The organism is Microbacterium sp. 69-7 (assembly GCF_001897985.1).
In the GTDB taxonomy this organism is placed as follows: Bacteria; Actinomycetota; Actinomycetes; order Actinomycetales; family Microbacteriaceae; genus Microbacterium; species Microbacterium laevaniformans.
Genome location: NZ_MKRU01000101.1, coordinates 1 through 24,378, shown reverse-complemented (window position 1 = coordinate 24,378; position 24,378 = coordinate 1). Strand labels below are relative to the sequence as shown.

Genomic DNA, 24,378 nt, shown 5'->3' with positions numbered 1-24,378 from the left:
TCAGCGTGCGACGACGGCGTAACCGGCCTCGTCGACGGCGGCGGCGATCTCGTCATCGGGCGCGGCGCCCTCGACGGTGACGGTGAGCGTGCCCTCGGTGACGTCGACGGCGACATCGGTCACGCCGTCGACCTTCCGGACCTCACGGGTGACCGCCCCGGCGCAGTGGGCGCAGGTCATCCCCTCGACGGCGTACGTGTGCGTGGACATGGGAACTCCTTTCGCCGACGGCGCGGATCGGCGTCGGCTGTCGATGACAACCATGATACCCCCCTGGGGTATTCCCGCACAGCGCTGGCGTAGGCTGGGAACATGTTCAGCATCACCGAACGCGACCTTGCCGCGACGATCGATCACGCCATCCTGAAGCCCGAAATGACGCGCGCCGATGTCGACGCCGAACTCGACATCGCCGCCGAATGGCGCGTGTTCAGCGTGTGCGTCCGCCCGAGCGACATCGCGCACGCCGTCGAGCGTCTGGCGGGCACCGGCGTCACCGTCGGCACCGTCATCGGCTTTCCGCACGGCACCACCTCCAGCGCCGCGAAGGTCGCCGAGGTCCGCCAGGCCCTCGCCGACGGTGCGGTCGAGTTCGACATGGTGATCAACATCGGCGCCCTGCGCTCGGGCTTCGACGACGCCGTCGTCGCCGACATCCAGGCGGTGGTCGCGGCCGCGGCCGGCAAGGTGACGAAGGTCATCCTCGAGACCTCACTCCTGGACGACGAGCAGATCGCCCGCGGCAGCCGACTGACCGAAGCCGGTGGCGCCGACTTCGTCAAGACCTCCACGGGCTTCGCCGGCGGCGGGGCGACCGTCCCCCATGTCGAGCTCATGCGCTCCAGCGTCGGCCCGGACGTGCAGGTGAAGGCCTCCGGCGGGGTGCGCAGCTACGCCGACGCCCTCGCGATGCTCGCCGCCGGGGCGACCCGGCTCGGCACCAGCGGCAGCGCCGTCATCCTCGGCGAGGCGCGCCGTGTGGATGCCGGCGAGCAGGCGTCGGGCACCGTCGACACCTCGTCGTACTGACCCCGCCCGGGTGCGCGCGGCTCAGCCGAGCGCGGCACGCACCCGGGTGACGTCGTCGTCCATCTGGGCGATGAGCGCCTCGATCCCCTCGAAGGCGACCATGCCGCGGATGCGGTTCGTGAACCGGATCTGCACGCGATGCCCGTAGAGGTCGAGCCCCGTCTCATCCAGCACGTACGCCTCGACCTGGCGCGTCGGAACATCATCGAACGTCGGGTTGGTCCCCACCGAGATCGCCGCCGGGTAGCGGGTCGTCACCGTCGCACCGTCGGTGCCGAGGTCGACGAGCCACCCGGCATACACGCCATCGGCCGGGATGAAACCCTGTGCATCGGGTGACAGGTTCGCGGTCGGGTAGCCGAGCTCGCGGCCGCGCTTGAGGCCGTGCACGACCTCGCCCTGCACCGCGTGGGGACGTCCCAGCAGGCGCGCGGCGCCCTCGACGTCGCCCGCTGCGAGCAGATCCCGCACCCACGTGGACGACACACGGCGGCCTCCGCCCTGCACGTCCCCGACGACATCGACGTGGAAGCCGTACTCCGCCCCCAGGCGCACCAGGGTGTCGGGATCGCCCGCTCCCCCGTTGCCGAAGCGGAAGTCGTCGCCGACCATCACGTTGACCACTCCCAGGCCGACGAGCACATGCTCGACGAAGGCACGGGGATCGAGAGAGGCCAGCGCCTCGTCGAAGCGGAGCACGAGGGTGGCGTCGACCCCGGCGGCGGCGAGCAGGTCGAGCTTCTGCGGGAGGCTGCACACGGGCTGCGGGCACCGTTCGGGGCGCAGCAGGCTCAAGGGGTTGCGATCGAATGTGACGGCCACCACCCGCGCCCCGGCATCCTCCGCGGCGACACGCGCACGGTCGATCACCGCACGATGTCCGGAGTGCACGCCGTCGAACTTGCCGATCGCGACGACGCTGGGGCCGAACCCGGCCGGCACCTCCGCGGGGTCGTGAAAGACGATCACCAGCTGGAGCTCCCCTCGGTGCGCGCGGCGCCAAGGCCCGCCTCGTCGGACGCGGCTGCCGCGGCATCCACCTCTTCGGCGCGCTCGCGGCCTCCGCTGCGCAGCCACCACAGACCGACGAACGGCAGCACGAGCGGCACCCAGAAGTAGCCGAAGCCATAGCCGGACCAGACGGTCGCGTCGTGGAGGAAGAGCTCGGGATGCGTGAGGCTGAGCGTTCCGACGATGAGCACGCCTGCCAGCTCGAAGCAGATCGCCACCCAGGCCACGAGGTACCACCGGCGGCTGTCCGACTTGACGAGGGCAACGGTAGCGAGCACGTAGACGACGGCCGCCGCCGCCGACAGGGTGTACGCCAGCGGCGCGGCGGCGAAGTCCTGCACGATCTGAACGAACGAGCGTCCGGTCGCCGCCAGCGCCATGACCGCGTAGACGACGACGAGCACGCGCCCGATTCCCGTCATCCGGGTCGGGGCGGCGGCGTCGGTGTGTGGCGCAGTCATGACCTGTCAATGATAGGCGCCCGCCTCCGCCGCAGCGGCGGCCTCACATGCCCGCGGTGGCCCAGATGACCTGCATGCGCCACACCATGACCGCGACCGACAACGCAGCGATGCCCATGATCACCGTGCTCCAGCGGCTGCGTTCGATGAGCGCCCAGATGACGGATGCCGGGGGGATGAGCACGGCCGAGACGAGGTAGACCCAGAACTCCAGCGCACTGCCGGCCGGCGGGTTGCCGACGAGGGGGGCGACGATCACGATGACCACCTGGGCGAGCAGGAGCAGCAGGATCAGCGCCATCGCGCCGACAGTGAGATCGCTCGGTCGACGGCCGGCGAGTCCGAGGATGATCGCGACGAGTCCCGCCACGACGGCGACGGCGACCTGCACGATGGCGAACCACTCGATCATGCGTCCTCCGCCATGTTCATCGTGCTCTTGATGTCGGCACCGCGTCGCTCGACGATCCCGACGAGCCGGCCGTCGGGATCGATCGCCGCCGGCGTCGGTGACATCGCCCCCTCCAGCCGCGGTGCCGCGCCGACCAGACGCTTGCCGTGGCGGAGGTCGCGCGCTTCGTCCGCAGTGACGGGGAGGGCACCGAGCACGGATGCCGCGACCTGCGCCGGCGACAGCAGCGGCGCGTCCGCAGCGATCTCGGAGACGGCGTCGCGCACCTCGAACGCGCCGATGCGCGTGCGCCGCAGCGCCGTCAGGTGGCCGCCGACTCCCAGAGCGGCGCCGAGATCGCGCGCCAGGGCGCGGATGTACGTGCCGCTGGAACAATCGACGACGACGTCGAGTTCGATGCGCCCCTCGGCGGTGTCGCGGCGGCGGACGATGTCGAAACGATCGACCGTCACCCGGCGGGCTGCCAGCTCGACGCTCTCTCCCGCTCGGGCGAGGTCGTAGGCGCGTCTGCCGGCGACCTTGATCGCCGACACGGTGCTCGGAACCTGATCGATCTCGCCCGTGAGCGCCGCGATGCCGGCGGCGATGCGCTCGTCGGTCACGGCCGCGAGGACCTCGGCATCCGCCCACGCGGTCTCGATGCCGTCCGCGTCGTCGGAGTCGGTCGCAACGCCCAGCAGCACGGTGGCCTCGTACGTCTTGCCGAGCCCGACGATGAAGGTGAGCAGCCGGGTCGCCGGTCCGACCCCCAGGATGAGCAGCCCGGTGGCCATCGGGTCGAGCGTGCCGGCGTGTCCGATCTTGCGGGTGTTCAGGGCGCGGCGCGCCCGTGCGACCACGTCGTGGCTCGTGATCGCCTGCGGCTTGTCCACGAGGAGGACGCCGTTGGGGGCAGCAAGCAGAGAAGCGGGCATTGCTCCAGCCTAGGCGCGGCGCCACATCTCGCCGTGTCTGCGCGCACCGCAACGGCCCACATCACAGGGTGGCCCCGCGTCACGCTGTGGCCCCGTCTGCCTCGCCTCTTCTCCCCTGCCGTCCGGCCTGTTCCGTGTTCAGTCCGCGCTGCCGCGGCAGAGTGCGGATCGTCGAGAAGTCGCGGGAGCGCGGATGCCGCGATCGTGCGGAGACTGAATACGCAACGCGTCGGCGACCGTAGGCTGGTGCGATGCCCGACCTCGCGACGCCGCTCATCGCCTGGTACCGCGACAACGCCCGCGATCTGCCCTGGCGCGCGGAGGGGTTCGGGGCCTGGGGTGTGCTGGTGAGCGAGTTCATGTTGCAGCAGACGCCGGTGGCACGCGTCATCCCGCTGCTGGAAGCCTGGCTGACGCGCTGGCCGACACCCACGGCTCTGGCCGCCGATCCGCCCGCCGCGGCCGTCGCACAGTGGGCGAACCTCGGCTACCCGCGGCGGGCGCTGTGGCTGCACCGCGCCGCGGTGGAGATCCGCGACCGTCACGACGGGGTCGTGCCGCGTGAGGTCGAGGCCCTTCTCGCCCTGACGGGCATCGGCGACTACACGGCGCGTGCCGTGGCCGTGTTCGCCTACGGCGAGCGTCACCCGGTGGTCGACACGAACACCCGGCGCGTCATCGCGCGGGCCGTCGACGGACGCTCTCAGCCGGGACCGCCGGCTCGCGGTGATCTGGCGGCGATGACGGCGCTGCTTCCGCGCGACGATCAGGATGCCGCGATCGTGAACGCCGCCATGATGGAGCTCGGCGCGCTCGTGTGCACCGCGCGTGCAGCGCGATGCGACGTGTGTCCGATCTCCGCGCTCTGCGCCTGGCGCGCCGCGGGCTACCCCGACACCGGCGATCTGCGCCGCAAGCAGGCTGCCTACGAGGGCAGCGACCGTCAGGCGCGCGGAGCGGTGCTGCACGCCCTGCGGGCGGCGCCGTCACATGCGCTGCCCGCCGACGACGTCGCCGCCGACTGGCCGACTCCCGCGCAGCGTGATCGTGCGATCGACTCGCTCATCGTCGACGGACTCGTCGAGGTCGTCGACGGCAACCTGCGCCTGCCGCAGTGAGCGATGAGGCTCAGTCCTCGTCGTCGTCCTCACGCGGCTTGACGTACGGGTCGGCGTCGCCCGCGTACGCGGCCCCGGCCGCAAGCCCTGCCACGGCCGCATCGCGCTCCTGCGCTTCGCGCAGCAGCTGCGCGATGTGTCCCGCGTTCTCGGGAAGCGCGTCGGGGATGAACTCCAGCGACGGGGTGAGACGGATGCCGAGACGCTTGCCCACCTCGCTGCGCAGCATGCCGGTCGCGGCCTTGAGCGCAGCGGCGGAGTCCTCGCGCGCCTGGTCGTCGCCGTACACCGTGTAGAACACCGAAGCGTGCTGCAGGTCACCGGTGACGCGCACGTCGGTGATCGTCACGAAGCCGAGGCGCGGGTCTCGCAGCCCCTTCTCGAGTCGTTCGGCGATGAGCACGCGGATGCGGTCGGCGAGTCTCGCCTGCCGTTCGTTCGACATCTCTTTACCTCTTTCTGCGCCCGGCGAAGCCGGGAGGTCGGCGGAGGCGGAGCCGGTCGCGCCGCGGAGACAATCGGGGTAGGGGCCCCGCTCTTGTCTCCGCGGCGCGACCGGCGCAGCCGCAGCCGAACAGGAAGGATCAGCCGCGCGGCTTCTCCACCATCTCGGTCGTCTCGATCTCGTCGCCGACCTGGATGTCGTTGTACTTGCCCAGTCCGATACCGGCCTCGAAGTCGGTACGGACCTCGGTGACGTCGTCCTTGAAGCGGCGCAGCGACTCGATGGCCAGGCCGTCGGCCAGCACGACGCCGTCGCGGATGACGCGAGCCTTGGCATTGCGCGTGATCGTTCCCGAGCGCACGATGACACCGGCGATGTTGCCGAACTTCGAGGAGCGGAACACCTCGCGGATCTCGGCGACACCCGACTGCACCTCTTCGAACTCCGGCTTGAGCAGGCCCTTGAGCGACTGCTCGACGTCGTCGATCGCGTTGTAGATGACCGAGTAGAAGCGCACGTCCACGCCCTCGCGGGCGGCACGCTCGCGGGCCTTGGTGTCGGGACGGACGTTGAAGCCGATCACGATCGCGTTGTCGATCGTGGCGAGGTTGATGTCCGACTCGGTGATCGCGCCGACGCCGCGGTGGATGATGCGCAGCTGGACGCTGTCGTCGACCTCGATCTTCAGCAGCGACTCTTCCAGCGCCTCGACGGCACCGGAGACGTCGCCCTTGATGATGAGGTTGAGCGACTCGACCTTGCCCTCTTCGAGAGCACGGGTGAAGTCCTCGAGCGAGATGCGCTTGCGGGCCTTGGCCAGCTGGGCGTTGCGCTCGGCGGCCTCGCGCTTCTCGGCGATCTGGCGAGCCAGGCGGTCTTCCTCGGTGACGATGAAGACGTCGCCGGCGCGGGGCACCGAGTTCAGACCCTGCACCTGGACGGGACGCGAGGGGTAGGCCTCGTCGACCGCGTCGCCGTTCTCGTCGATCATGGCGCGGACGCGGCCGTAGGCCGTTCCCGCCACGATCGCATCGCCGACGCGGAGCGTTCCGGACTGGATGAGCACCGTCGCCACCGAACCGCGGCCCTTGTCGAGCTTCGCTTCGATCGCGACACCGCGGGCGGCCTTGTTCGGGTTCGCCGTGAGGTCGAGCCCGGCGTCGGCCGTCAGCAGGACGGCATCCAGAAGCGCCTGGATGTTCGTGCCCTGACGCGCCGACACGTCGACGAACATGACGTCCCCGCCGTACTCCTCGGCGACCAGCCCGTACTCGGTGAGCTGCTGGCGCACCTTCGCGGGGTTCGCGTCGGGCTTGTCGACCTTGTTCACCGCGACCACGATCGGCACGCCTGCGGCCTGCGCGTGGTTGAGGGCTTCCACCGTCTGCGGCATGATGCCGTCGTCGGCGGCGACCACGAGGATCGCGATGTCGGTGACCTGCGCACCACGGGCACGCATGGCGGTGAACGCCTCGTGTCCGGGGGTGTCGATGAAGGTGATGGCGCGCTCGATGCCTTCGTGCTCGGTCCACACCTGGTAGGCACCGATGTGCTGGGTGATGCCACCGGCTTCGCCCGCGACCACGTTGGTCTGGCGGATCGCGTCGAGCAGTCGCGTCTTACCGTGGTCGACGTGGCCCATGACGGTCACCACCGGAGGACGGATCTCGAGGTCGTCCTCGCTCTCCGCCGCCAGTTCGGCCTCCAGGTCGAGACCGAAGCCCTCCAGGAGCTCCTTGTCCTCGTCCTCGGGCGAGACCATCTGGATCTTGTAACCGAGCTCGGCACCGAGCACCTCGAAGGTGGCCTCATCGAGCGACTCCGTCGCCGTGGCCATCTCGCCCAGGTTGAAGAGGATCGTCACGAGCGTGCCGGGCTGCACGGTGTAACCGCGCAGGGCCTCGAGCTTGTCCGCGAAGTCGGCGATGGATGCACCGCGGCGCAGGCGAATGATCTCGCCGTTGCCCTTCTGGACGTTGACGCCGCCGACGACGGGCGCCGACCGCATCTCGAATTCCTGCCGCTTCGCACGACGCGACTTACGCTGCTTGCTCTTGCCGCCACCCTTACCGAAGGCACCAGCGGTGCCGCCGCCGGGACCACGGCCACGACCGCCGCCACCGGCCGGACGACCCGCGAAACCGCCGGGAGCTCCCGGTCCGCCCGTGCCGCCGGGGCGCTGGAATCCACCGGCACCACCGGGACGACCCGGACCACCGGGACGCTGCTGGAACGGTGCACCCGGACGGCCACCGCCGCCGGGCCGACCGGCGCCACCGGGACGCGGGGCACCCGGACGCGGCGCGCCGGGGCGAGGGGCCTGAGGACGCGGGATGTTGCCCGGCGTCGGGCGCTGGCCCATGCCCTGCGCGGACGCGAAGGGGTTGTTGCCGGGACGCGGGCCGGCGGGGCGCTGCCCCATGCCCTGCGCGGACGAGAAGGGGTTGTTGCCCGGTCGCGGTGCACCGCCCGGACGCGGTGCCTGCGGGGTGCTGGCACCAGGGGTCGCCGGTGCGGCGGGTGCCGCCTCAGCGGCGGCGGGAGCAGCCGGAGCGGCGGGAGCCGCCGGCGTCGCGGGAGCCGGCGTGGCGGCCGCGGCGGGCGTGGCCGGTGCGGCGGGCTTCGCCGGTCCGGGACGCGCCGCCGGGCGAGCGCCCGGCGTGGGGGCCTTGGGAGCCGCGCCCGCCGCCGGGGCGGCAGCGGAGTCCGCCGGCTTCTTCGCTGCACCCTCGGCCTCGAGGGCCGCGCGGAGCTTGCGCGCCACCGGGGGCGCAATGGTCGATGAGGGGCTCTTGACGTATTCGCCGAGCTCCTTCAGCTTCGCGAGGGCGACTTTACTGTCGACGCCGATCTCCGAAGCGATCTCGTGCACGCGTGGGTTTGCCACAATTCTCCTGTCTGAGGTCTCCCCCGGACAGGGCAGACCGTTACTTGCGGACGGGTCTCATTTCGAGCCGTTCACTTTGTGTCCATAGCCGTTCAGCCGTTTCGCTGGTGGGTGTGTTGAAAGGTCTGCGTGTCGAGTGGTCCCGACACACGCAGTGCTCGTCCGAAGGCGCGGCGCCGGATCGCGGCATCCACACACGCATCCGTGTCATGCACCCACGCACCTCGCCCGGGGAGGACGGCTTTCTCGTCGGCGACGAGGACACCGCCCCTGTCCACCACCCTCAGGAGGCTGGACCGGGAGACGCGCGCGCGGCATCCCACGCACGTTCGAACAGGATCCATCTTACCCCCACTCGCCACGCGGAGATTGCGATGCGGGGCGAGAGCGAGCAGCCGGGCCGGATCTCTCGGTCACGACTCGAGGATCGAGTCGGGCTGGATGTCGATCTTGGCGCCGGTGAGCTTCGCGGCCAGGCGGGCGTTCTGACCCTCCTTGCCGATGGCGAGCGACAGCTGATAATCGGGAACGAGCGCGCGCACCGCCTTGGTGCCGGCGTCCAGCACGAAGCTGGACGTGACCTTGGCGGGCGACAGGGCGTTGGCGACGAACTTCGCGAGCTCCGGGTCGTAGTCGACGATGTCGATCTTCTCGCCGCCCAGCTCTTCGGTGACGGCGCGCACGCGTCGTCCGAGCTCGCCGATGCAGGCGCCCTTGGCGTTGATCGCCGGATCCTTGGCCGTGACCGCGATCTTGGTGCGATGGCCGGCCTCACGTGCGAGAGAGGTGATCTCCACGAGCCCCGACGCGATCTCCGGCACCTCGAGGGCGAAGAGCTTGCGGACAAGGCCGGGGTGGGTGCGCGAGACGGTGATCTGCGGACCCTTGGTGCCCTTCGACACCGACGTCACGTAGACGCGCAGACGTGAGCCATGGGCGTACTGCTCACCGGCGACCTGCTCCTCGGGCGGAAGGATGGCCTCGACGGTGCCGAGGTCGACGTGGACCATGCGGGGGTTGGGCCCCTGCTGGATCACACCGGCGACGATGTCGCCCTCCTTGCCCCGGAACTCGCCCAGGATGGCGTCATCGGCGATGTCACGCAGACGCTGGCCGATCACCTGCTTGGCGGCGTAGGCGGCGATGCGGCCGAAGTCCTCGGGCGTCGACTCCTCCTCGCCGATGATCGCGCCGTCCTCGTCGCGCAGGGGAATGTAGACGGCGACGTGACCGGTCTTGCGGTCCAGGAGCGCACGTGCGCCCTCGGGAAGCTCCCCGTCGGGAGAGGTGTGCTTGGCGTAGGCGGTGAGAATCGCCTGCTCGATGATCCCGACCAGTTCGTCGAACGGGATCTCCTTCTCGCGCTCGACCGTCCGTAGCAGTCCCAGATCGATGTCCACAGGTGCCTCCCTATTCAGCTCTCGACGCGAGGTCACCCTCGGTCACCCGGCCGATTTTACCCGATGGCCTCCGCTGGCGGACTCCGCGGCCGTGCATACTGACGGAATGGATGCCGCAGTCCCCCCACCCGCACACGTGATTGCAGAGCCGCGGCGCGCGGATCCCGGTTTGATCGGCCTGCTCGGGTTCGTGATCGCGACCCTCACCGCTCAGCTGGCGCATCTGGGTGTGCAGAACGAGAGCGCGGTGTTCTGGGTGGGCGCGGTGTTCGGGGGCCTCGTCCAGGTGATCGCGGGGATGCTCTCCTACTTCGTCGGCGACGACTTCCACTTCGTCGTCTACAACGCCTTCGGGTGGTACTGGATCTGCATGCCCGGATTCCTCCTCGGCGGAGAGCTCGGCTTCTTCGAGGTGTCGGGCCCGGCGCGCCCGTTGTTCTCGATGATGTTCGCGGTGCTCGCGCTCGGATTCATGTTCGCCGGCGCCACCCACAACTCGGCGCTACCGCTGACCCTGCTGCTCGTGGCGGCGGGGCTGGCCCTCGAAGCCGTCGCCGCCTTCGCCGGTGCGGCGACGCTGGGTACCGTCGGCGCATGGCTGCTGATCGGCGCGTCGGCGCTGGCGTTCTACATGCTCGTGGACAAGTTCGCGTGGCGCACGACGGGTCGCCACGTGGTGCCCCTCGGGCCCCCGTGGATCCGCCGCGGCGACGCGCCCGCCGGACGCCCGTGACAGAGGCTCACCCCGCGGCCGCCGCGACGCGGCGCCACCCGCTGGTGCAGGCACTCGCGCGGGCCGGCTTCGCCGCCAACGGCCTCGTCCATGCGTTGATCGGCACCCTGGTCGTCGCCATCGCGGCCGGCGGTCGGGGCGAGGCCGATCAGGTCGGCGCGCTCCGGACGGTCGCCGCGGTACCGTGGGGCGCCGTTCTGGTGTGGGCGATCGCGATCGGCCTCTGGGGCCTGGCGCTGTGGCATCTGGCCGCGGGCATCACGGCTCGCGGCGACGGGCGCTGGGGGCGGCGGGCCTCGGAGTGGAGCCAGGGCATCGTCTTCGCCGCCGTCGGCACGCTCGCCGCCTCGATCGCCCTGGGCGCGGCGCTCGATGCCGATGGGAGCGCGCGGGCGGCCAGTCGCGGCATCCTCGCGATGACGGGTGGGCCATTCGTCCTGGCCGCCGTCGGAGTGGGCATCGCGGTGGCCGGTGTGGTCTTCGTCGTGATGGGCGTGCGTCGCTCGTTCGAAAAGCGCATGTCCATCCCGCGATCCGCGCTCGGCACGCTGGTCCGCTCGCTGGGGGTCGCGGGCTTCATCGCCAAGGGGGCCGCGCTCGGCATCCTCGGCGTCCTGCTGCTCGTGGCCGCCGCCCATGCGGATGCCGCACGTGCGGGCGGCCTGGACAGCGCCGTCGACGGACTGCTCACACTGCCGGCCGGGCGCGCCATCGCCGTGACCCTCGGGATCGGGCTGGTGGCCTACGGCGTCTTCTGCGGCTTTCGGGCGCGCTACGCGCGGCTCTGAGGCCTGCGGGACCGGCTGTCAAGGCCCTGGGGCGGCCGTGGGCGGGCGGGCAGGCTCGGGGCATGAGCGAAATCACTGGAACCGAGGCCCGCGACCGCGTGAAGGCACTCGTCGAGGACATCGACATCACCATGCTCACCACCGTGGATGCCGCGGGACGCCTCGCCAGCCGGCCGATGAGCACGCGACTCGACACGCCCGACATCGCACTGCTGAAAGTCACACCGGTCGAGACGGAGTTCTGGGAACCCGCCCACGGCAGGCTCGTCATGGCGGCCGGCATGCTCAAGGCTCTGGTCACTCGCGACGCCCCCGACGACACGATGAACCACGGCAAGCTGATGTGCTGAGGACCGCATCGGGCCGGCTCCCGTCGGCCTGATCAGGCGGGACGCGCTTCGGCAGGCGCGCTCGGCAGGGCGTTGACGGCGCGGATCAGGTGATGCAGATCACCGACGCGGCGCTGTGCGAACGTCATGACGAGGCGCGGTGCCGCGAGGTCGTCCTCGTCCTCGCGCTCTGCTTTCAGCGGGCCGCGGCGCTCGATCGCACCGTCGGCGAGCAGATCCGCGAACCTGTCGTTGAGTGCCGACACCTCGGCATCCGTCGGTTCGGAGCGCAGCCGCAGCACGAGGCGTCGCCCGACCCATCGCAACGAGACGTAATTGCGATAGAAGCCCGTGATCTCCTCGACGGCGGCATCGACCGAGTCCGTCATCACGACGCGATCGAGATCGTCGGCGGAGATCACGCCGTCGGGAATGAGCTGTTCATCGGCGAAGCGGCGCAGCCCCGCCCAGAAGGCGCCTCCCGGGCGATCGAGCAGCACGATCGGCGTGGGAACGGCTTTTCCCGTCTGCTGCAGCGTCAGCAGCTCGAACATCTCGTCGAGCGTGCCGAAGCCTCCCGGCAAGCAGACGAAGCCACTGGATTCCTTCACGAGCATGAGCTTGCGGGTGAAGAAGTACTTCATCGCGACGTTGCGCTCGTGCGCGGCGATGATCGCGTTCGGTTTCTCCTCGAACGGCAGGCGGATCGAGACGCCGAGAGAGTGTGTGGGCCCGGCGCCCTCGGCGGCGGCTTGCATGATTCCCGGGCCTGCTCCGGTCACGGTCATCCAGCCGCGAGCGGCGAGGGCTGCAGTCAGTTCCACCGTGAGCCGGTACAACGGCGAGTCCGGGGCCGTGCGCGCCGAGCCGAACACCGTCACCTTCGGGACACCTCGAAACGGCGCGAACAGTTGAAACGCGGCGCGCATCTCTGTGAGAGCAGCCGATGTGATCTTGAGGTCGAGGCGATCGGCGCGGTCGAGACCCATGCCGACGCCCGTCGCGAGGATGCGTGCGATGAGATCTGCATCCTCGACGACGCCGGCCTCGTCCAGCAGGCGTCGGATGCCGTCGGTCACCGCGGGAGGGAGCGTGGAGCGTTCTGCCATGTCCCCACCCTCGCATCCTCGACGGTCATCGGGTGAACGATCACCGAACGCGGGTCTCTTTCCCCGCCACCGTCAGGCGCGGACTCACCGGCGCGGAAGCCGCGGCGACCTGCAGGCCGACGCGCACGCTCTGACCGGCGGCGAGCGCGCCGGCCCAGTCCTTTCCGGTACAGGCGATGGAGCCGGAGGCGACCGTACACGACATGCCCCAGGCGTTGACCACCTGCGTCGCTCCCGGGCTGGACCAGGAGATCGTCCAGCCGGCGACCGCGCGAGAAGCGCTGACGGAGAACTCCGCCACATAGCCGTCCTGCCACGCGCTCTGCAGCATCCAGGTGGCGGAAACCGGTGCGGAGCCCGGGGACGGGAGGGACGTGGGCGTGGGCGACGACGTGGGCGTGGGCGACGGCGTAGGCGTGGGCGTGGGCGACGTCCTGGGCGTGGGCGACGGCGTAGGCGTGGGCGACGGTGTCCGGGTGGCGGACGCGGTCGGCGATGGCATCGGGGTGGCGGACCCGCCGGCGAGCACCGGCGCGAGCGCGGCGAGCTTTGCTGTCTGCGGCGTCTTCCAGTCGTCCGCGACGAGCCCGCCGGTATCGCCGCTGTTCGGGTTGAACGACCAGTAGCCGAAGCTCAGGCCGTTCGTCCCCAGGTAGGACACCAGAGCCCTCAACCATTGGGCGTCACTCGTCGTCTCGAGCTTCGTGCCGAACTCCCCGACGAAGATCGGCGCGGAGCCGGTGCGGGCCAGATATCCCCAGTTCGCGTCCCAGACCGACGGCAGGTTGGCGGGGTAGTTCGGCGCCGAGAACCACGACTGCCCGTACACCGAGGCGGGATACTCGTGCGGCGAATAGACGACCCGGTTCGATGTCGCGAACACCACGGGCTTGGCGCCGGCATCCTTCAGGCCGCCTCCCCACCAGGTCGTGCTGGCATCGTTCTGGCGCTCCACGCCTTCGACGATGATCAGCAGTCGGGGGTTGGCGGCGAGCACGGCATTGCCGGCGCGCGTCGCCGCCGCCCACCAGTCGCGGGAGGTATCGCCGCACCCCCAGCAGGCGGAACCGTGCGGCTCGTTGTGGAGGTCGGCGCCGACCACCGTCGGGTCATCGCGGTAGCGGTTCGCGAGCATGACCCAGTCGTCGATCCAGCGCTTCTCGCTGTAGGTCGAGGTGTACCAGAGCTCGGACTGGCCCGACGACTCGATGCGGTGACGGTCGAGGATGACGCGCAGCCCGTGGGCGCGCGCCTTGGCGATGACCGCATCCATCAGCTGCAACGGCGTCAGCGCGACCAGGTCGGGATTACGCGAGGCGTCGATGGACGATGTCGTGGATGCCGCGAGGCACTGGTTCGAGTACGGCAGTCGCACCGTGTTGAACCCCATGGCCGCGATCTGCGCGAGGCCCTCGTCGAGGGTGATCGACCACAGCCCGTGCGGCGCGCAGTTGGGAGTCTCCAGCCCGAACCAGTTCGCCGCTTTGATGGTGACGGTGCTTCCGTCCGCGGCGACGATGCGCGAGCCCGAGGTGTGCCACCACCCGTCCGCAGCGGCGTGCGCCGACAGCGGGGCCACGGCGCCGACGGCCAGCACCGCGCTGACGGCGAGCGCCGCGATGCTCATGAGGCGGCGGATGCCGAGGGGACGACGACGATCGCGCATGCGCATTCCTTTCGATGCCAACTGCGGGGGTGGTCGGCGTCTCGCGACAGGTGGCATCGTCGACGATCTCGCCGCCCCCAGAGTAGCGACCCGGCGCTCGCCGCGTCGCCGCTGGTCCCCAAACGCTTGCTCGACCATGGCCCAACACGCTTCCCATATTAGAACATATGTTCTATACTCGGATCATGAACATCGACACCGACCTCGAGCCGGACCCCGGCTTCTGGGCGGACATCGTGGCGATCGAGTCGTCACTGCCGCCGCGCGATCCCGTCGCGCAGGTCACCGATATCGCCGCGGTGGTCGCCGTCCACACGGCGGAGCAGTACGCCTGCGTCGCCGCCGCGCGAAGCGATGCGATGGCCGCCGCGGCACCGCACGCGTGCACCGACGACATGATCGACCGGTCGCTGCGACTCGAGCTGGCGGCGGCGCTTCGGATCACCGAGTACGCGGCCGGCGATCTGATGGCCCGCGCGACGGCGTTGGTCGAGCGCTACCCGGCGGCATGGGATGCACTTCACGGGGCACGCATCACCGACCAGCACGCACGTTTCCTCGTGGACGTGCTCGACAGCGTCGATCCCGCGATCGGGTCGCGGCTGATCGATGACGCGGTGTCGCTGGCCGAACGCCTCCCCGCGGGAACCTTCCGCCGCCGGCTGCGCGATCTGGCCACCGCGGCGACCGCAGAGGCCCTTGCCGACAAGCATGCGCGCGCCGTCGACGAGCGGCGGGTGTCCGTCGCCCCCGCGGGCGACGGCATGTCCCTCCTGACCGCGTATCTGCCGAGCGTCGAGGCCCACGCCATCTTCGACCGCCTCACCCGCATGGGAAAGGCCATCGCGGGCCATCGAACCGGTCGTGGCGGGGCGGATGCCGCGCTGGCGACCCCCGGCGCCGCGCCCGCAGACGAGGTTCCGCCCGACGAGCGAACGCTCGACCAGGTACGCGCGGACATTCTGGGCGATCTGCTCATCGACGGTCGCTGCGACGGCCACGCTCCGGCTGTGGCGGGCATCCGTCCGACAGTCGTCGTGACAGTGCCGGTGCTGTCGCTGCTCGACGATTCCCGCGCGGCGTCCGAGCCGGCCACCGTCGAAGGTGTGGGTCCCGTTCCGATCGACCAGGCACGACGACTCAGCGGCGGCGCCACGAGCTGGCTGCGCGTTCTGACCCACCCCGAGACGGGCGCGGTGCTGTCGGTCGGGCGCCACCGCTACGACCCGCCGCCTGAGTTGCGTCGGCTCGTCAGGTGGCGGGCGGAACGGTGCATGGCTCCGGGCTGCGTCATGCCCGCCTCGCGATGCGACATCGACCACACCGTGGCCTGGTTCGACGGCGGGAACACCTCCGCCGACAATCTCGCACCCCTGTGCGCCGGGCACCACACGGTGAAGCATCACGGCGGCTGGACGGTGGTGCAGCTCCCCGACAGCGGCGGTGTCGTGGAGTGGACGTCGCCGTACGGCCGGCGCTATCTCGTGGAGCCCGAACGACGCATGCCGGTGTTCCGAGCGGCGGAACCCTCAGAGCGCGCAGCGCCGTCGGACGACCGCGCGGCACCGTTCTGACCCGCACACGCCACACGCACGTGTGCGCACGTGCGCCACGCGGGCGGCTCGCGCGGGCCCCTCGAAGAGCGGTGCGAGCGGTGCGAGCGACGGTCAGCGCGCGGCGAGGCGGGTGACGGCCTCGGCGGCCGAGACGAGCGTGCGTTCGCCGGAGCGACGATCCCAGAGCTCCACCTCACCCTCGGCGGCGCCCCGGCCGGCGATCACGATCTGCGGCACTCCCACGAGCTCGGCGTCGCCGAACTTGACGCCGGGCGAGACCTTCGGTCGATCGTCGTAGAGCACGTCGAGACCGACCGCATCGAGATCCGCCGACAGCTTCTCGGCGAGTTCGAAGGCCGCGGCATCCCGCCCCGTCGCCACGACCTGCACGTCGAACGGCGCGACGGCTGCGGGCCAGATGAGGCCCTTGTCGTCGTTGTTCAGCTCGGCGATGATCGCGAGGATCCGCGTGACGCCGATGCCGTAGGAGCCCATCGTGACGGTGACGAGCTTGCCGTTCTCGTCGAGCACCTTCAGCCCCAGCGCCTCGGCGTACTTGCGCCCCAGCTGGAAGACGTGACCGATCTCCATGCCGCGCGCAAGCTCGACAGGTCCCGAACCATCGGGCGCCGGATCGCCCGGCCGCACCGTTGCGACCTCGACGTAGCCGTCGGCGGCGAAGTCGCGTCCGGCGACGAGCGAGTGCACGTGCTTCTGATCGATGTTCGCACCGGTGATCCAGCGCGTGCCGTCCACGACGCGGGGGTCGAGGACGTAGCGGATGCCGGTGGCTGACTCCTCGCCCAGGATCGCGCCCTGGGGAGACCACGGCCCGATGTACCCCTTGACCAGCAGCGGGTGCTTCTCGAAGTCCTCGGGCGTGGCGGGCTCGACCTCGGCGGGCGCGAACGCCACCTCGACGCGCTTCTCGTCGACGTCGCGATCGCCGGGGAGACCGACGACGACGAGCTCGCGGCTGCCGTCGAGGTGTGTGAGCGCGAGGACGACGTTCTTGAGGGTGTCGGCGGCGGTGTACTCGCCGTCGAGCACGGCGTTGGTGTGCGCCACGAGCGTCTCGATCGTGGGCGTGTTCGGGGAGTCGAAGATCACCGGCTCGCCGAACCCGTCGAACGCGATGGGCTCGGGCGCCAGGGTCTCGAACGCCTCCACGTTGGCCGCGTAGCCGCCGGCCGAACGCACGAACGTGTCCTCGCCGATCGCCGTCGGGTGCAGGAACTCCTCGCTGCGCGAGCCGCCCATCGCCCCGGCATCCGCCTGGACGATGACGTACTCCAGCCCCAGCCGCTGGAAGATGCGCTCGTAGGCGTCGCGCTGCGCCATGTAGCTGGTGTCGAGCCCGGCGTCGGTGTAGTCGAAGGAGTACGCGTCCTTCATCGTGAACTCGCGGCCGCGCAGGAGTCCCGCGCGCGGACGTGCCTCGTCGCGGTACTTGTCCTGAATCTGGTAGATCGTTAGGGGCAGATCCTTGTACGAGCCGTACAGGTCCTTGACCAGCAGCGTGAACGCCTCTTCGTGCGTCGGGGCGAGCAGGTAATCGGCGCCCTTGCGGTCCTTCAGACGGAAGATGCCGTCGCCGTACTCCTCCCAGCGTCCGGTCGCCTCATAGGGGTCGCGCGGCATCAGTGCCGGGAAGTGCACTTCCTGTGCGCCGGCGGCCGCCATCTCCTCGCGGATGATGTTCTCGATCCGCGACTTGACCCGCAGCCCCAGCGGCAGCCACGCGAAGATTCCCGGTGCCTGGCGGCGGATGTAGCCGGCGCGCACGAGCAGGCGATGGCTCGTGACCTCGGCATCCGAAGGGTCTTCGCGAAGCGTGCGGAGGAAGAAGTTCGACAGACGGGTGACCACGAGCGTCAAGCCTAGTCCGCAGCCACCTCACCCGACCGCCCTACACTGGCCGGGTGCCGCACCGCCGCTCCCGCTTCGTCGCTCGATCTCTGCGCGGTGAACTGGCCGCGTCGCTGTCTGCGCTGCGACATCAGCTCGCTCTGCCGGACGGATACCCCCGTGACGCACTTGCCGAGGCGATGGCCGCCGCGGCACGCGTCTCGACGGATCCGACCGCGACCGGCCTCGCCGATCTCCGCGATGTCGCCTTCCTCACGGTCGACCCGGCCGGATCGACCGACCTCGACCAGGCGCTGCACCTGGAGCGCACCTCGACGGGCGCCGTCCTGCACTACGCGATCGCGGACGTTCCGGCATTCGTGGCACCCGACGGCGCGCTGGATGCCGAGACCCGCCGTCGCGGGCAGACGCTGTACGCGCCGGACGGACGGATCCCCCTGCACCCGGCGGTGATCAGCGAGGACCACGCGTCCCTGCTGCCGGGCGTGGACCGACGCGCGTACGTGTGGCGGTTCGTGCTGGACGAGGGCGCCCGCCCGACGGAGACGACCATCACCCGCGCGATCGTGCGGTCGCGGCGCCAATGGTCCTACTCCGAGGCGCAGGCGGCGATCGACGCCGGCACTGCCCCCGCCACCCTCGCCGCGCTGCCATGGTTCGGCGCCGCCCGGGCCGAACGGGAGCGCGAGCGCGGGGGCGCGAGCCTGAACCTGCCGGAGACGCGTATCGTCACGGCGGCGGAGGACGACGCCTACGGTCTCGAGCGCGCCGACGGTGTGGCGTTGGAGGATTGGAACGCCGATGTCTCGTTGCTCACCGGCATGGCGGCGGCGCAGATCATGATCGACGGTCGCGTCGGCATCCTGCGGACCATGCCTCCGGCCGCGTCGACCGACGTGGAGGAGTTCCGGTCACAGACGGTGGCTTTGGGACTGCCGTGGACCACCGACGTCGCCTACGGCGACTATCTGCGCAGCCTCGACCGTTCGCCCGCCGCTCTCGCTGTTCGCGAATACGCGGCGGGCCTGTTCCGCGGAGCGGGCTACGCGACCTTCGACGGCGAGCTGCCTGAACAGCGATCGCAGGCTGCGATCGGCGCCCCGTACGCTCACACGACTGCTCCCCTGCGACGCGTGGTCGACAGATGGTCGCTGGTGATCTGCCATGCTCTCGTGAACGGTGAAGAGGTTCCCGGGTGGGCGCGCGCATCACTTCCCATCCTCCCCGCGATCATGGCGCGCAGTTCGTCGATCGCCGCCCAGCTCAGCTCCGGGGCGATCGATCGCGTCGAGGCGGCGCTGCTGGCCGGACACGTCGGGGACGAGTTCGACGCACTCGTGCTCAGCAGACGCGGGGACGAGGCACGCATCCAGCTCATGCAACCGGCCGTCGAGGCGCGCGTGGCGCGCGTGGCGGCTGCGCCCGGCACCCTCGTACGTCTGCGGCTGGATGCGGCGTCCGTTGACGAGGGAACCGTCCGGTTCAGCGTCGTCTGACGGCCTCCGCCCGAGACGGATGTGCGACGGGCGTCGCGTCCAACCTGAGATATATTGCATACCGTGCCACTCGCTGCCGTCCCCGTGCCCCGCGCACTTCTTCGCGACGACGTGCACGCGCGCCTGCAGGAGGCGATCGTCGACGGCAGCCTCGCCCCCGGTGAGCAACTGCGCGACGCAGAACTGGCCGAGCGACTCGGCGTCAGTCGCACGCCCGTGCGAGAGGCGCTGCTCGAACTCGCTCAGGCCGGGCTCGTGCAGGCGACACCCGGGCGCTCCACCGTCGTCGCCCCGATCGACCCCGGCGCCCTCCGCGACGCGCAGGCCGTCGTTGGCGCCCTGCATGCCCTTGCCGTCCGCACGGCGACACCGCGCATGACGACGCGCGACCTCGATGCGATGCGCGCGGCGAACGCGGCGTTTCGTGCCGCACTGAGCGCCGGCGACATCGACGGCGCCCTCGAGGCGGATGCGCGCTTTCACCGCGTCGCCCTCGAGGTGTGCGCGAATGCGGCAGCCGCGGCCGTCATCGCCCGCTATGAGCCGGTCCTGCGCCGCGTGGAGCGACTGAGGTTCGCCTCCGACGAAGCGGCCGCCTCCGCTGAGCGGCATGACCGCCTGGTGGCGCTGTGCGCGGCCGGCGCCGCCGACGACGCCGCACGCCTCGCCGAGAGCGCCTGGCAGTCCCTCACCATCTCCCCCGCCCCCACTGAACAGGATCCCTCATGAAGCTGCACGAGTTCGCTCGCCACCCGCTCACCTTCGGGCCGAGCCCGTTGCAGCACCTGGCGCGGCTCAGCGACCACCTCGGGGGCGCGCAGATCTGGGCGAAACGCGAGGATGTGAACAGCGGCCTCGCGTTCGGCGGCAACAAGGTGCGCAAGCTCGAGTACATCGTCCCCGACATCCTCGCGTCCGGTGCCGACACGATCGTGTCGATCGGCGGCTACCAGTCCAACCACACGCGCCAGGTCGCGGCCGTCGCGGCGCACCTCGGGCTGAAAGCGCGACTCGTCCAGGAGAAGTGGGTTCCGTGGGACGACCCCACCAACGACAAGGTCGGCAACATCCTGCTCTCGCGCATGATGGGCGCGGATTCGCGCCTCGACGATGCCGGCTTCGACATCGGCATCCGCGACTCCTGGAAGCAGGCGCTGGCCGAGGTCGAAGCCGGCGGCGGTACGCCCTACCCCATCCCCGCCGGAGCGAGCGAGCACCCGCTCGGAGGTCTGGGCTTCGCCAACTGGGCGTTCGAAGTCGCCGAGCAGGAGAAGCAGCTCGGCGTCTTCTTCGACACGATCATCGTCTGCACCGTCACCGGATCGACCCATGCCGGAATGATCGCGGGATTCGCCGCGCTCGAAGAGGCGACCGGCGTCCGACGTCGCGTGCTGGGAATCGACGCTTCCGCGACCCTCCGGAAGACTCGCGATCAGGTCGCGCGCATCGCTCGGCATACGGCGCAGCTCATCGAGCTCGGCCGCGATCTGCGCGATGACGAGATCCAGGTTCTGGAGGGGTGGGCGGGTGAGCTGTACGGCATCCCCGTCGACTCCACGATGGAGGCCATCGAACTCGGCGCACGGCTGGAAGCGATGATCACGGACCCCGTCTACGAGGGGAAGTCCCTGGCCGGGCTGATCGACCTCGTCGGCTCCCGCGACATTCCGGCATCGTCCACCGTGTTGTACGCGCACCTCGGTGGGCAGCCGGCGATCAACGCGTATCACTCGCTCTGGGACCCGAGCGCCTCCCGGTGACGCGGGCGAGCGGCCCCACTCCCTCGCGCCGCTCGAAGACGAGGTGGGTTTCGGTGGTGAGTACCGCCTCGTGCACCGTGATGTGCTGGAGGACGATGTCGCGCAGCGCCGCGGCATCCTCCACGGCCACATGCACGAGGAAGTCGTCCTCGCCTGCCACGTGAAAGGCCTCGATCACGCCGGGCGTCGCCACGATCGCGTCGAACAGCTGCCCGACCCCCTCGCGAGTGTGTCGACCGAGACGCACGCGGATGACAGCTTGCAGCGGAAGACCGAGGGATGCCGGGTCGACGAGGACGCGGACGCCGGCCAGCACCCCGCGAACGCGGAGGGAGCGAATGCGGTATGCGCAGGTCGACTCCGCGACGCCGAGTTCTTCGGCGAGCGCTTTGTTGGACCGGCCGGGCGCGCGGACCACGGCCGCGAGAATCCGCAGGTCGAGCTCATCGAGGGCGGATGCCGTGCTTTGCTGTTCAGCCAAGTGCGCCTCCTGAACGGTCGTCTCGGATTGCTCAGTTCGGCACAATTCGATCAGGTGATTGCGGATTTCACAATCGCACCGAACCCCTGCCGCACTTTCCTCCATACTCGCGGCATGGACCATCTCGACACGCTCGCCGTGCACGCCGGGCGCGCGGACTTCGCCTCCCTCGGCGTGCACACCCCGCCGCTCGATCTGTCGTCGACCTACCCGTTGCCCGACGTGGAGCGCGGCGGGGACTCGTACGAGGCGCTCGCGACCGGCGGAACGCCGATCCCCGGGGGCAGCCACGTGTACGCCCGCCTGTGGAACCCGACGGTGTCCCGCTTCGAGGAGGCCCTGGCCACGCTCGAAGCGGCAGAGGCCTCCGTGGCGTTCGCCTCCGGAATGGCGGCGCTGACGGCGGCGATCGTCTCGCACACGGTCTCGATCGGGCATCCGCACGTCGTGGCGGTCCGACCGCTCTACGGCGGCAGCGATCACATGCTGGCTAGCGGCCTGCTGGGTACGCAGGCGACCTTCTGCGGTCCGGACGAGGTCGGCGCAGCACTGCGCCCGGAGACCGGACTGGTCATCGTGGAGACGCCGGCGAACCCGACACTCGAACTCGTCGACATCGCCGCCGTCGTCGCGCAGGCGAACGACGTTCCGGTCCTCGTCGACAACACGTTCGCCACGCCGGTCCTCCAGCAACCGCTCGCCCACGGCGCGACGATGTCGCTGCACAGCGCGACGAAATACCTCGGCGGCCACGGCGACGTCGTCGGCGGCGTCATCGCTTGTGGCGCGGAATCCGCCGCTGCTCTTCGCCGCGTCCGGGCGATCACCGGCGGCATCCTTCACCCTCTCGGCGCGTATCTGCTGCATCGTGGCCTCCCGACCCTGCCCCTGCGGATGCGCGCGCAGCAGGAGACGGCCGCGAAGATCGCCCGGCGCCTGCTCGAGCACGATGCGATCGCGGAGGTGTTCTACCCGGGACTGCACGGCGACCCGACGGGGCTGCTCGCCCGCCAGCAGCACGGCACCGGCGCGATGGTGTCGCTCCGCCTGCGCGGAGGCTACGATGCCGCGGCGCGCGTCGCGGCATCCACGCGCCTGTTCACCCATGCCGTCTCGCTGGGCGGCGTGGACTCGCTGATCCAGCATCCGGCCGCCCTCACGCACCGCCCGGTCGCGCCCGAGGCCCGGCCCGACGCCGACATCCTGCGCCTGTCGATCGGTCTCGAACACGTCGACGATCTGTTCGACGACCTCAGGCAGGCTCTGGCGCTCACCCGCGACGGGAAGTCGACGGCGACCACGGTGCACTGACGCGCCGGAGGCGATCGGCGATACTCACTCCTGGGCGAGAGCAGCGATCGCTCGCTCTGCGACGTCCGGTGCGATCTGACCCGCGTTGACGTGCACGCGGATCAGGTTCGTCCCGTCGCTGGCGAGAACGTCATCGCCCATCGGGGATGCCGTGGCGAGGAACCAGAGGTCGCCGGCGGTCACGTGTCAGCGCGCGGCGGGACGGCGCACGCTGCGGGACAACGATCTGATCACGCCCATGCCGCCGACGGCATACGAGGCCGTCCACGAAGAACGTGGCTCAGGCGGTGACGACCTGCGCCGTGCCGATCGGGGCGTCGGGGCCCATCTCGTCGGCGATGCGGTTGGCTTCTTCGATCAGAGTGGCGACGATCTCGGCCTCGGGAACGGTCTTGATCACCTCGCCCTTGACGAAGATCTGGCCCTTGCCGTTGCCCGAGGCGACGCCCAGATCGGCTTCCCGCGCCTCACCCGGTCCGTTGACGACGCATCCCATCACAGCGACGCGCAGGGGCACCGTCATGTCCTTGAGACCCTCGGTGACGTCGTTGGCGAGCGTGTACACGTCCACCTGCGCACGGCCGCACGACGGGCACGACACGATCTCGAGCTTGCGCTCGCGGAGGTTCAGCGACTGCACGATCTGGTGGCCGACCTTGACCTCTTCCGCCGGCGGCGCCGACAGCGAGACGCGGATCGTGTCACCGATGCCCTCGCCCAGAAGGATGCCGAAGGCGGTGGCGCTCTTGATCGTGCCCTGGAACGCAGGACCTGCCTCGGTCACACCGAGGTGCAGGGGCCAGTCGCCCCGCTCGGCGAGCATGCGGTACGCCTTCACCATCACGACCGGGTCGTTGTGCTTCACCGAGATCTTGAAGTCGTGGAAGTCATGCTCTTCGAACAGCGACGCCTCCCAGACCGCACTCTCCACGAGCGCCTCCGGGGTCGCCTTGCCGTACTTCTCGAGCAGCCGCTTGTCGAGCGAGCCGGCGTTCACCCCGATGCGCAGCGACACACCGGCATCCTTCGCCGCCTTCGCGATGGCGCCGACCTGGTCGTCGAACTTGCGGATGTTGCCCGGGTTCACCCGCACCGCGCCGCACCCGGCGTCGATCGCCTGGAAGACGTACTTGGGCTGGAAGTGGATGTCCGCGATGACGGGGATCTGACTCTTCTTCGCGATGATGTGCAGCACATCGGCGTCGTCCTGGCTGGGCACGGCCACGCGCACGATCTCGCAGCCGGATGCCGTCAGCTCGGCGATCTGCTGGAGGGTCGCGTTGATGTTCGTCGTCGGCGTCGTGGTCATCGACTGCACGCTCACGGGGGCGTCGCCACCGACGAGCACCTTCCCGACCTTGATCTGACGGCTCTTGCGGCGGGGGGCGAGGACGTCCGGCACGCGCGGCATCCCGATGTTCACTGCTGGCACTGCACCAGACTACGCCGCGCACACTGCGCGGGGGCTGCGCGGTGATCGTCATCGCTCGTTCTGATATCGTGACCGCATGTTCGCGAACACCTCCTGGTGGCCCACCCGCTGAGGCGGTGTGCTCGCGACCCACGACACAGACCGCCCTCGAGGCGGTCTTTTCGTTCCCGG

The 24,378-nt window shown here is 70.2% G+C and carries 25 protein-coding genes; 10 read left to right on the top strand and 15 right to left on the bottom strand.

Features of this window, described 5'->3' with window-relative positions; translation table 11 throughout:
- Entirely contained in the window at window positions 1-210 is a 210-nt protein-coding gene (locus BGN98_RS12960) for a heavy-metal-associated domain-containing protein (protein WP_005048740.1), read from the bottom strand.
- A gap of 102 nt (window positions 211-312) precedes the next feature.
- Between BGN98_RS12960 and deoC the strand changes: the two genes are divergently transcribed.
- A complete protein-coding gene (gene deoC / locus BGN98_RS12955) occupies window positions 313-1,029 on the top strand; it encodes a deoxyribose-phosphate aldolase (RefSeq protein ID WP_288121623.1) in 717 nt (238 codons plus the stop codon).
- A 21-nt stretch (window positions 1,030-1,050) separates the two neighbouring features.
- On the opposite strand, the gene BGN98_RS12950 is transcribed toward deoC, so the two are convergent.
- From BGN98_RS12950 to truB, 4 genes are read right to left on the bottom strand one after another with little or no spacing between them, the layout of a single operon-like run.
- Window positions 1,051-1,998, bottom strand: a complete 948-nt coding sequence (locus BGN98_RS12950) for a bifunctional riboflavin kinase/FAD synthetase (protein ID WP_288121622.1) — start codon at window positions 1,996-1,998, stop codon at window positions 1,051-1,053.
- Entirely contained in the window at window positions 1,995-2,501 is a 507-nt protein-coding gene (locus tag BGN98_RS12945; protein ID WP_061682205.1) for a hypothetical protein, read from the bottom strand. Before BGN98_RS12945 ends, BGN98_RS12950 begins: the two co-directional genes overlap by 4 nt.
- A gap of 43 nt (window positions 2,502-2,544) precedes the next feature.
- Window positions 2,545-2,913: a hypothetical protein gene (locus BGN98_RS12940; RefSeq protein WP_288121621.1), complete on the bottom strand. Its 369-nt coding sequence runs from the start codon at window positions 2,911-2,913 to the stop codon at window positions 2,545-2,547.
- Complete coding sequence (truB, locus tag BGN98_RS12935) at window positions 2,910-3,827, bottom strand: tRNA pseudouridine(55) synthase TruB (RefSeq protein ID WP_288121620.1); 918 nt, start codon at window positions 3,825-3,827, stop codon at window positions 2,910-2,912. The genes BGN98_RS12940 and truB overlap by 4 nt, the downstream gene beginning before the upstream one ends.
- Before the next feature lie 251 nt (window positions 3,828-4,078).
- Here truB and BGN98_RS12930 point away from each other — a divergent pair, with 251 nt between their 5' ends.
- On the top strand, window positions 4,079-4,945 hold the full coding sequence (locus tag BGN98_RS12930) for an HhH-GPD family protein (RefSeq protein ID WP_036289722.1): 867 nt from the start codon (window positions 4,079-4,081) through the stop codon (window positions 4,943-4,945).
- Between the two features lie 10 nt (window positions 4,946-4,955).
- Here the strand turns inward: BGN98_RS12930 and rbfA are convergent, their stop codons facing one another.
- The 4 genes from rbfA to nusA form a co-directional block, all read right to left on the bottom strand.
- Complete coding sequence (gene rbfA, locus BGN98_RS12925) at window positions 4,956-5,390, bottom strand: 30S ribosome-binding factor RbfA (RefSeq protein WP_016463288.1); 435 nt, start codon at window positions 5,388-5,390, stop codon at window positions 4,956-4,958.
- A 139-nt stretch (window positions 5,391-5,529) separates the two neighbouring features.
- Complete coding sequence (gene infB / locus BGN98_RS12920; protein WP_197017293.1) at window positions 5,530-8,277, bottom strand: translation initiation factor IF-2; 2,748 nt, start codon at window positions 8,275-8,277, stop codon at window positions 5,530-5,532.
- Window positions 8,278-8,369: 92 nt separating this feature from the next.
- A complete protein-coding gene (locus BGN98_RS12915) occupies window positions 8,370-8,621 on the bottom strand; it encodes a YlxR family protein (protein ID WP_288121619.1) in 252 nt (83 codons plus the stop codon).
- Window positions 8,622-8,690: 69 nt separating this feature from the next.
- A complete protein-coding gene (nusA, locus tag BGN98_RS12910) occupies window positions 8,691-9,677 on the bottom strand; it encodes a transcription termination factor NusA (protein ID WP_005048719.1) in 987 nt (328 codons plus the stop codon).
- Window positions 9,678-9,783: 106 nt separating this feature from the next.
- Between nusA and BGN98_RS12905 the strand changes: the two genes are divergently transcribed.
- From BGN98_RS12905 to BGN98_RS12895, 3 genes are all read left to right on the top strand, one after another.
- Window positions 9,784-10,410, top strand: coding sequence for an acetate uptake transporter family protein (locus BGN98_RS12905; protein WP_288121618.1), 627 nt, complete (start codon window positions 9,784-9,786; stop codon window positions 10,408-10,410).
- Entirely contained in the window at window positions 10,407-11,198 is a 792-nt protein-coding gene (locus BGN98_RS12900) for a DUF1206 domain-containing protein (protein WP_288121617.1), read from the top strand. Before BGN98_RS12905 ends, BGN98_RS12900 begins: the two co-directional genes overlap by 4 nt.
- A gap of 62 nt (window positions 11,199-11,260) precedes the next feature.
- A complete protein-coding gene (locus BGN98_RS12895; protein ID WP_061682812.1) occupies window positions 11,261-11,548 on the top strand; it encodes a pyridoxamine 5'-phosphate oxidase family protein in 288 nt (95 codons plus the stop codon).
- Window positions 11,549-11,580: 32 nt separating this feature from the next.
- Here the strand turns inward: BGN98_RS12895 and BGN98_RS12890 are convergent, their stop codons facing one another.
- Entirely contained in the window at window positions 11,581-12,636 is a 1,056-nt protein-coding gene (locus tag BGN98_RS12890) for an LOG family protein (RefSeq protein WP_036289420.1), read from the bottom strand.
- A 40-nt stretch (window positions 12,637-12,676) separates the two neighbouring features.
- Window positions 12,677-14,302, bottom strand: coding sequence for a cellulase family glycosylhydrolase (locus BGN98_RS12885; RefSeq protein ID WP_288121616.1), 1,626 nt, complete (start codon window positions 14,300-14,302; stop codon window positions 12,677-12,679).
- A gap of 185 nt (window positions 14,303-14,487) precedes the next feature.
- Here BGN98_RS12885 and BGN98_RS12880 point away from each other — a divergent pair, with 185 nt between their 5' ends.
- Window positions 14,488-15,876 carry an HNH endonuclease signature motif containing protein gene (locus tag BGN98_RS12880; RefSeq protein ID WP_233449470.1) on the top strand — a complete coding sequence of 463 codons (1,389 nt, stop codon included), beginning with the start codon at window positions 14,488-14,490 and terminating at the stop codon, window positions 15,874-15,876.
- A 93-nt stretch (window positions 15,877-15,969) separates the two neighbouring features.
- Here the strand turns inward: BGN98_RS12880 and BGN98_RS12875 are convergent, their stop codons facing one another.
- Window positions 15,970-17,727, bottom strand: coding sequence for a proline--tRNA ligase (locus tag BGN98_RS12875; RefSeq protein ID WP_204946775.1), 1,758 nt, complete (start codon window positions 17,725-17,727; stop codon window positions 15,970-15,972).
- Window positions 17,728-17,780: 53 nt separating this feature from the next.
- Between BGN98_RS12875 and BGN98_RS12870 the strand changes: the two genes are divergently transcribed.
- From BGN98_RS12870 to BGN98_RS12860, 3 genes are all read left to right on the top strand, one after another.
- A complete protein-coding gene (locus BGN98_RS12870) occupies window positions 17,781-19,223 on the top strand; it encodes an RNB domain-containing ribonuclease (protein ID WP_061682816.1) in 1,443 nt (480 codons plus the stop codon).
- 63 nt (window positions 19,224-19,286) lie between these two features.
- A complete protein-coding gene (locus BGN98_RS12865) occupies window positions 19,287-19,952 on the top strand; it encodes a GntR family transcriptional regulator (protein WP_061682817.1) in 666 nt (221 codons plus the stop codon).
- On the top strand, window positions 19,949-20,983 hold the full coding sequence (locus BGN98_RS12860) for a 1-aminocyclopropane-1-carboxylate deaminase (RefSeq protein WP_036289411.1): 1,035 nt from the start codon (window positions 19,949-19,951) through the stop codon (window positions 20,981-20,983). The genes BGN98_RS12865 and BGN98_RS12860 overlap by 4 nt, the downstream gene beginning before the upstream one ends.
- On the opposite strand, the gene BGN98_RS12855 is transcribed toward BGN98_RS12860, so the two are convergent.
- A complete protein-coding gene (locus BGN98_RS12855) occupies window positions 20,940-21,464 on the bottom strand; it encodes an Lrp/AsnC family transcriptional regulator (protein WP_036289409.1) in 525 nt (174 codons plus the stop codon). The genes BGN98_RS12860 and BGN98_RS12855 overlap by 44 nt on opposite strands.
- 114 nt (window positions 21,465-21,578) lie before the next feature.
- On the opposite strand from BGN98_RS12855, the gene BGN98_RS12850 reads away from it, so the two are divergent.
- Window positions 21,579-22,775, top strand: a complete 1,197-nt coding sequence (locus BGN98_RS12850) for a trans-sulfuration enzyme family protein (RefSeq protein WP_061682818.1) — start codon at window positions 21,579-21,581, stop codon at window positions 22,773-22,775.
- A 24-nt stretch (window positions 22,776-22,799) separates the two neighbouring features.
- On the opposite strand, the gene BGN98_RS12845 is transcribed toward BGN98_RS12850, so the two are convergent.
- Entirely contained in the window at window positions 22,800-22,958 is a 159-nt protein-coding gene (locus BGN98_RS12845; RefSeq protein WP_197017292.1) for a hypothetical protein, read from the bottom strand.
- A gap of 97 nt (window positions 22,959-23,055) precedes the next feature.
- Window positions 23,056-24,186, bottom strand: a complete 1,131-nt coding sequence (gene ispG / locus BGN98_RS12840) for a flavodoxin-dependent (E)-4-hydroxy-3-methylbut-2-enyl-diphosphate synthase (RefSeq protein ID WP_288121632.1) — start codon at window positions 24,184-24,186, stop codon at window positions 23,056-23,058.
- Window positions 24,187-24,378 lie beyond the last annotated feature (192 nt).

Bases quoted from the DNA above. Each gene is read 5' to 3' on its own strand.
- BGN98_RS12960 (WP_005048740.1), bottom strand. From the start codon at position 210: ATGTCCACGCACACGTACGCCGTCGAGGGGATGACCTGCGCCCACTGC.
- deoC (WP_288121623.1), top strand. From the start codon at position 313: ATGTTCAGCATCACCGAACGCGACCTTGCCGCGACGATCGATCACGCC.
- BGN98_RS12945 (WP_061682205.1), bottom strand. From the start codon at position 2,501: ATGACTGCGCCACACACCGACGCCGCCGCCCCGACCCGGATGACGGGA.
- BGN98_RS12940 (WP_288121621.1), bottom strand. From the start codon at position 2,913: ATGATCGAGTGGTTCGCCATCGTGCAGGTCGCCGTCGCCGTCGTGGCG.
- truB (WP_288121620.1), bottom strand. From the start codon at position 3,827: ATGCCCGCTTCTCTGCTTGCTGCCCCCAACGGCGTCCTCCTCGTGGAC.
- BGN98_RS12930 (WP_036289722.1), top strand. From the start codon at position 4,079: ATGCCCGACCTCGCGACGCCGCTCATCGCCTGGTACCGCGACAACGCC.
- rbfA (WP_016463288.1), bottom strand. From the start codon at position 5,390: ATGTCGAACGAACGGCAGGCGAGACTCGCCGACCGCATCCGCGTGCTC.
- BGN98_RS12915 (WP_288121619.1), bottom strand. From the start codon at position 8,621: ATGGATCCTGTTCGAACGTGCGTGGGATGCCGCGCGCGCGTCTCCCGG.
- BGN98_RS12905 (WP_288121618.1), top strand. From the start codon at position 9,784: ATGGATGCCGCAGTCCCCCCACCCGCACACGTGATTGCAGAGCCGCGG.
- BGN98_RS12895 (WP_061682812.1), top strand. From the start codon at position 11,261: ATGAGCGAAATCACTGGAACCGAGGCCCGCGACCGCGTGAAGGCACTC.
- BGN98_RS12890 (WP_036289420.1), bottom strand. From the start codon at position 12,636: ATGGCAGAACGCTCCACGCTCCCTCCCGCGGTGACCGACGGCATCCGA.
- BGN98_RS12885 (WP_288121616.1), bottom strand. From the start codon at position 14,302: ATGCGCGATCGTCGTCGTCCCCTCGGCATCCGCCGCCTCATGAGCATC.
- BGN98_RS12880 (WP_233449470.1), top strand. From the start codon at position 14,488: ATGAACATCGACACCGACCTCGAGCCGGACCCCGGCTTCTGGGCGGAC.
- BGN98_RS12860 (WP_036289411.1), top strand. From the start codon at position 19,949: ATGAAGCTGCACGAGTTCGCTCGCCACCCGCTCACCTTCGGGCCGAGC.
- BGN98_RS12850 (WP_061682818.1), top strand. From the start codon at position 21,579: ATGGACCATCTCGACACGCTCGCCGTGCACGCCGGGCGCGCGGACTTC.
- ispG (WP_288121632.1), bottom strand. From the start codon at position 24,186: ATGCCGCGCGTGCCGGACGTCCTCGCCCCCCGCCGCAAGAGCCGTCAG.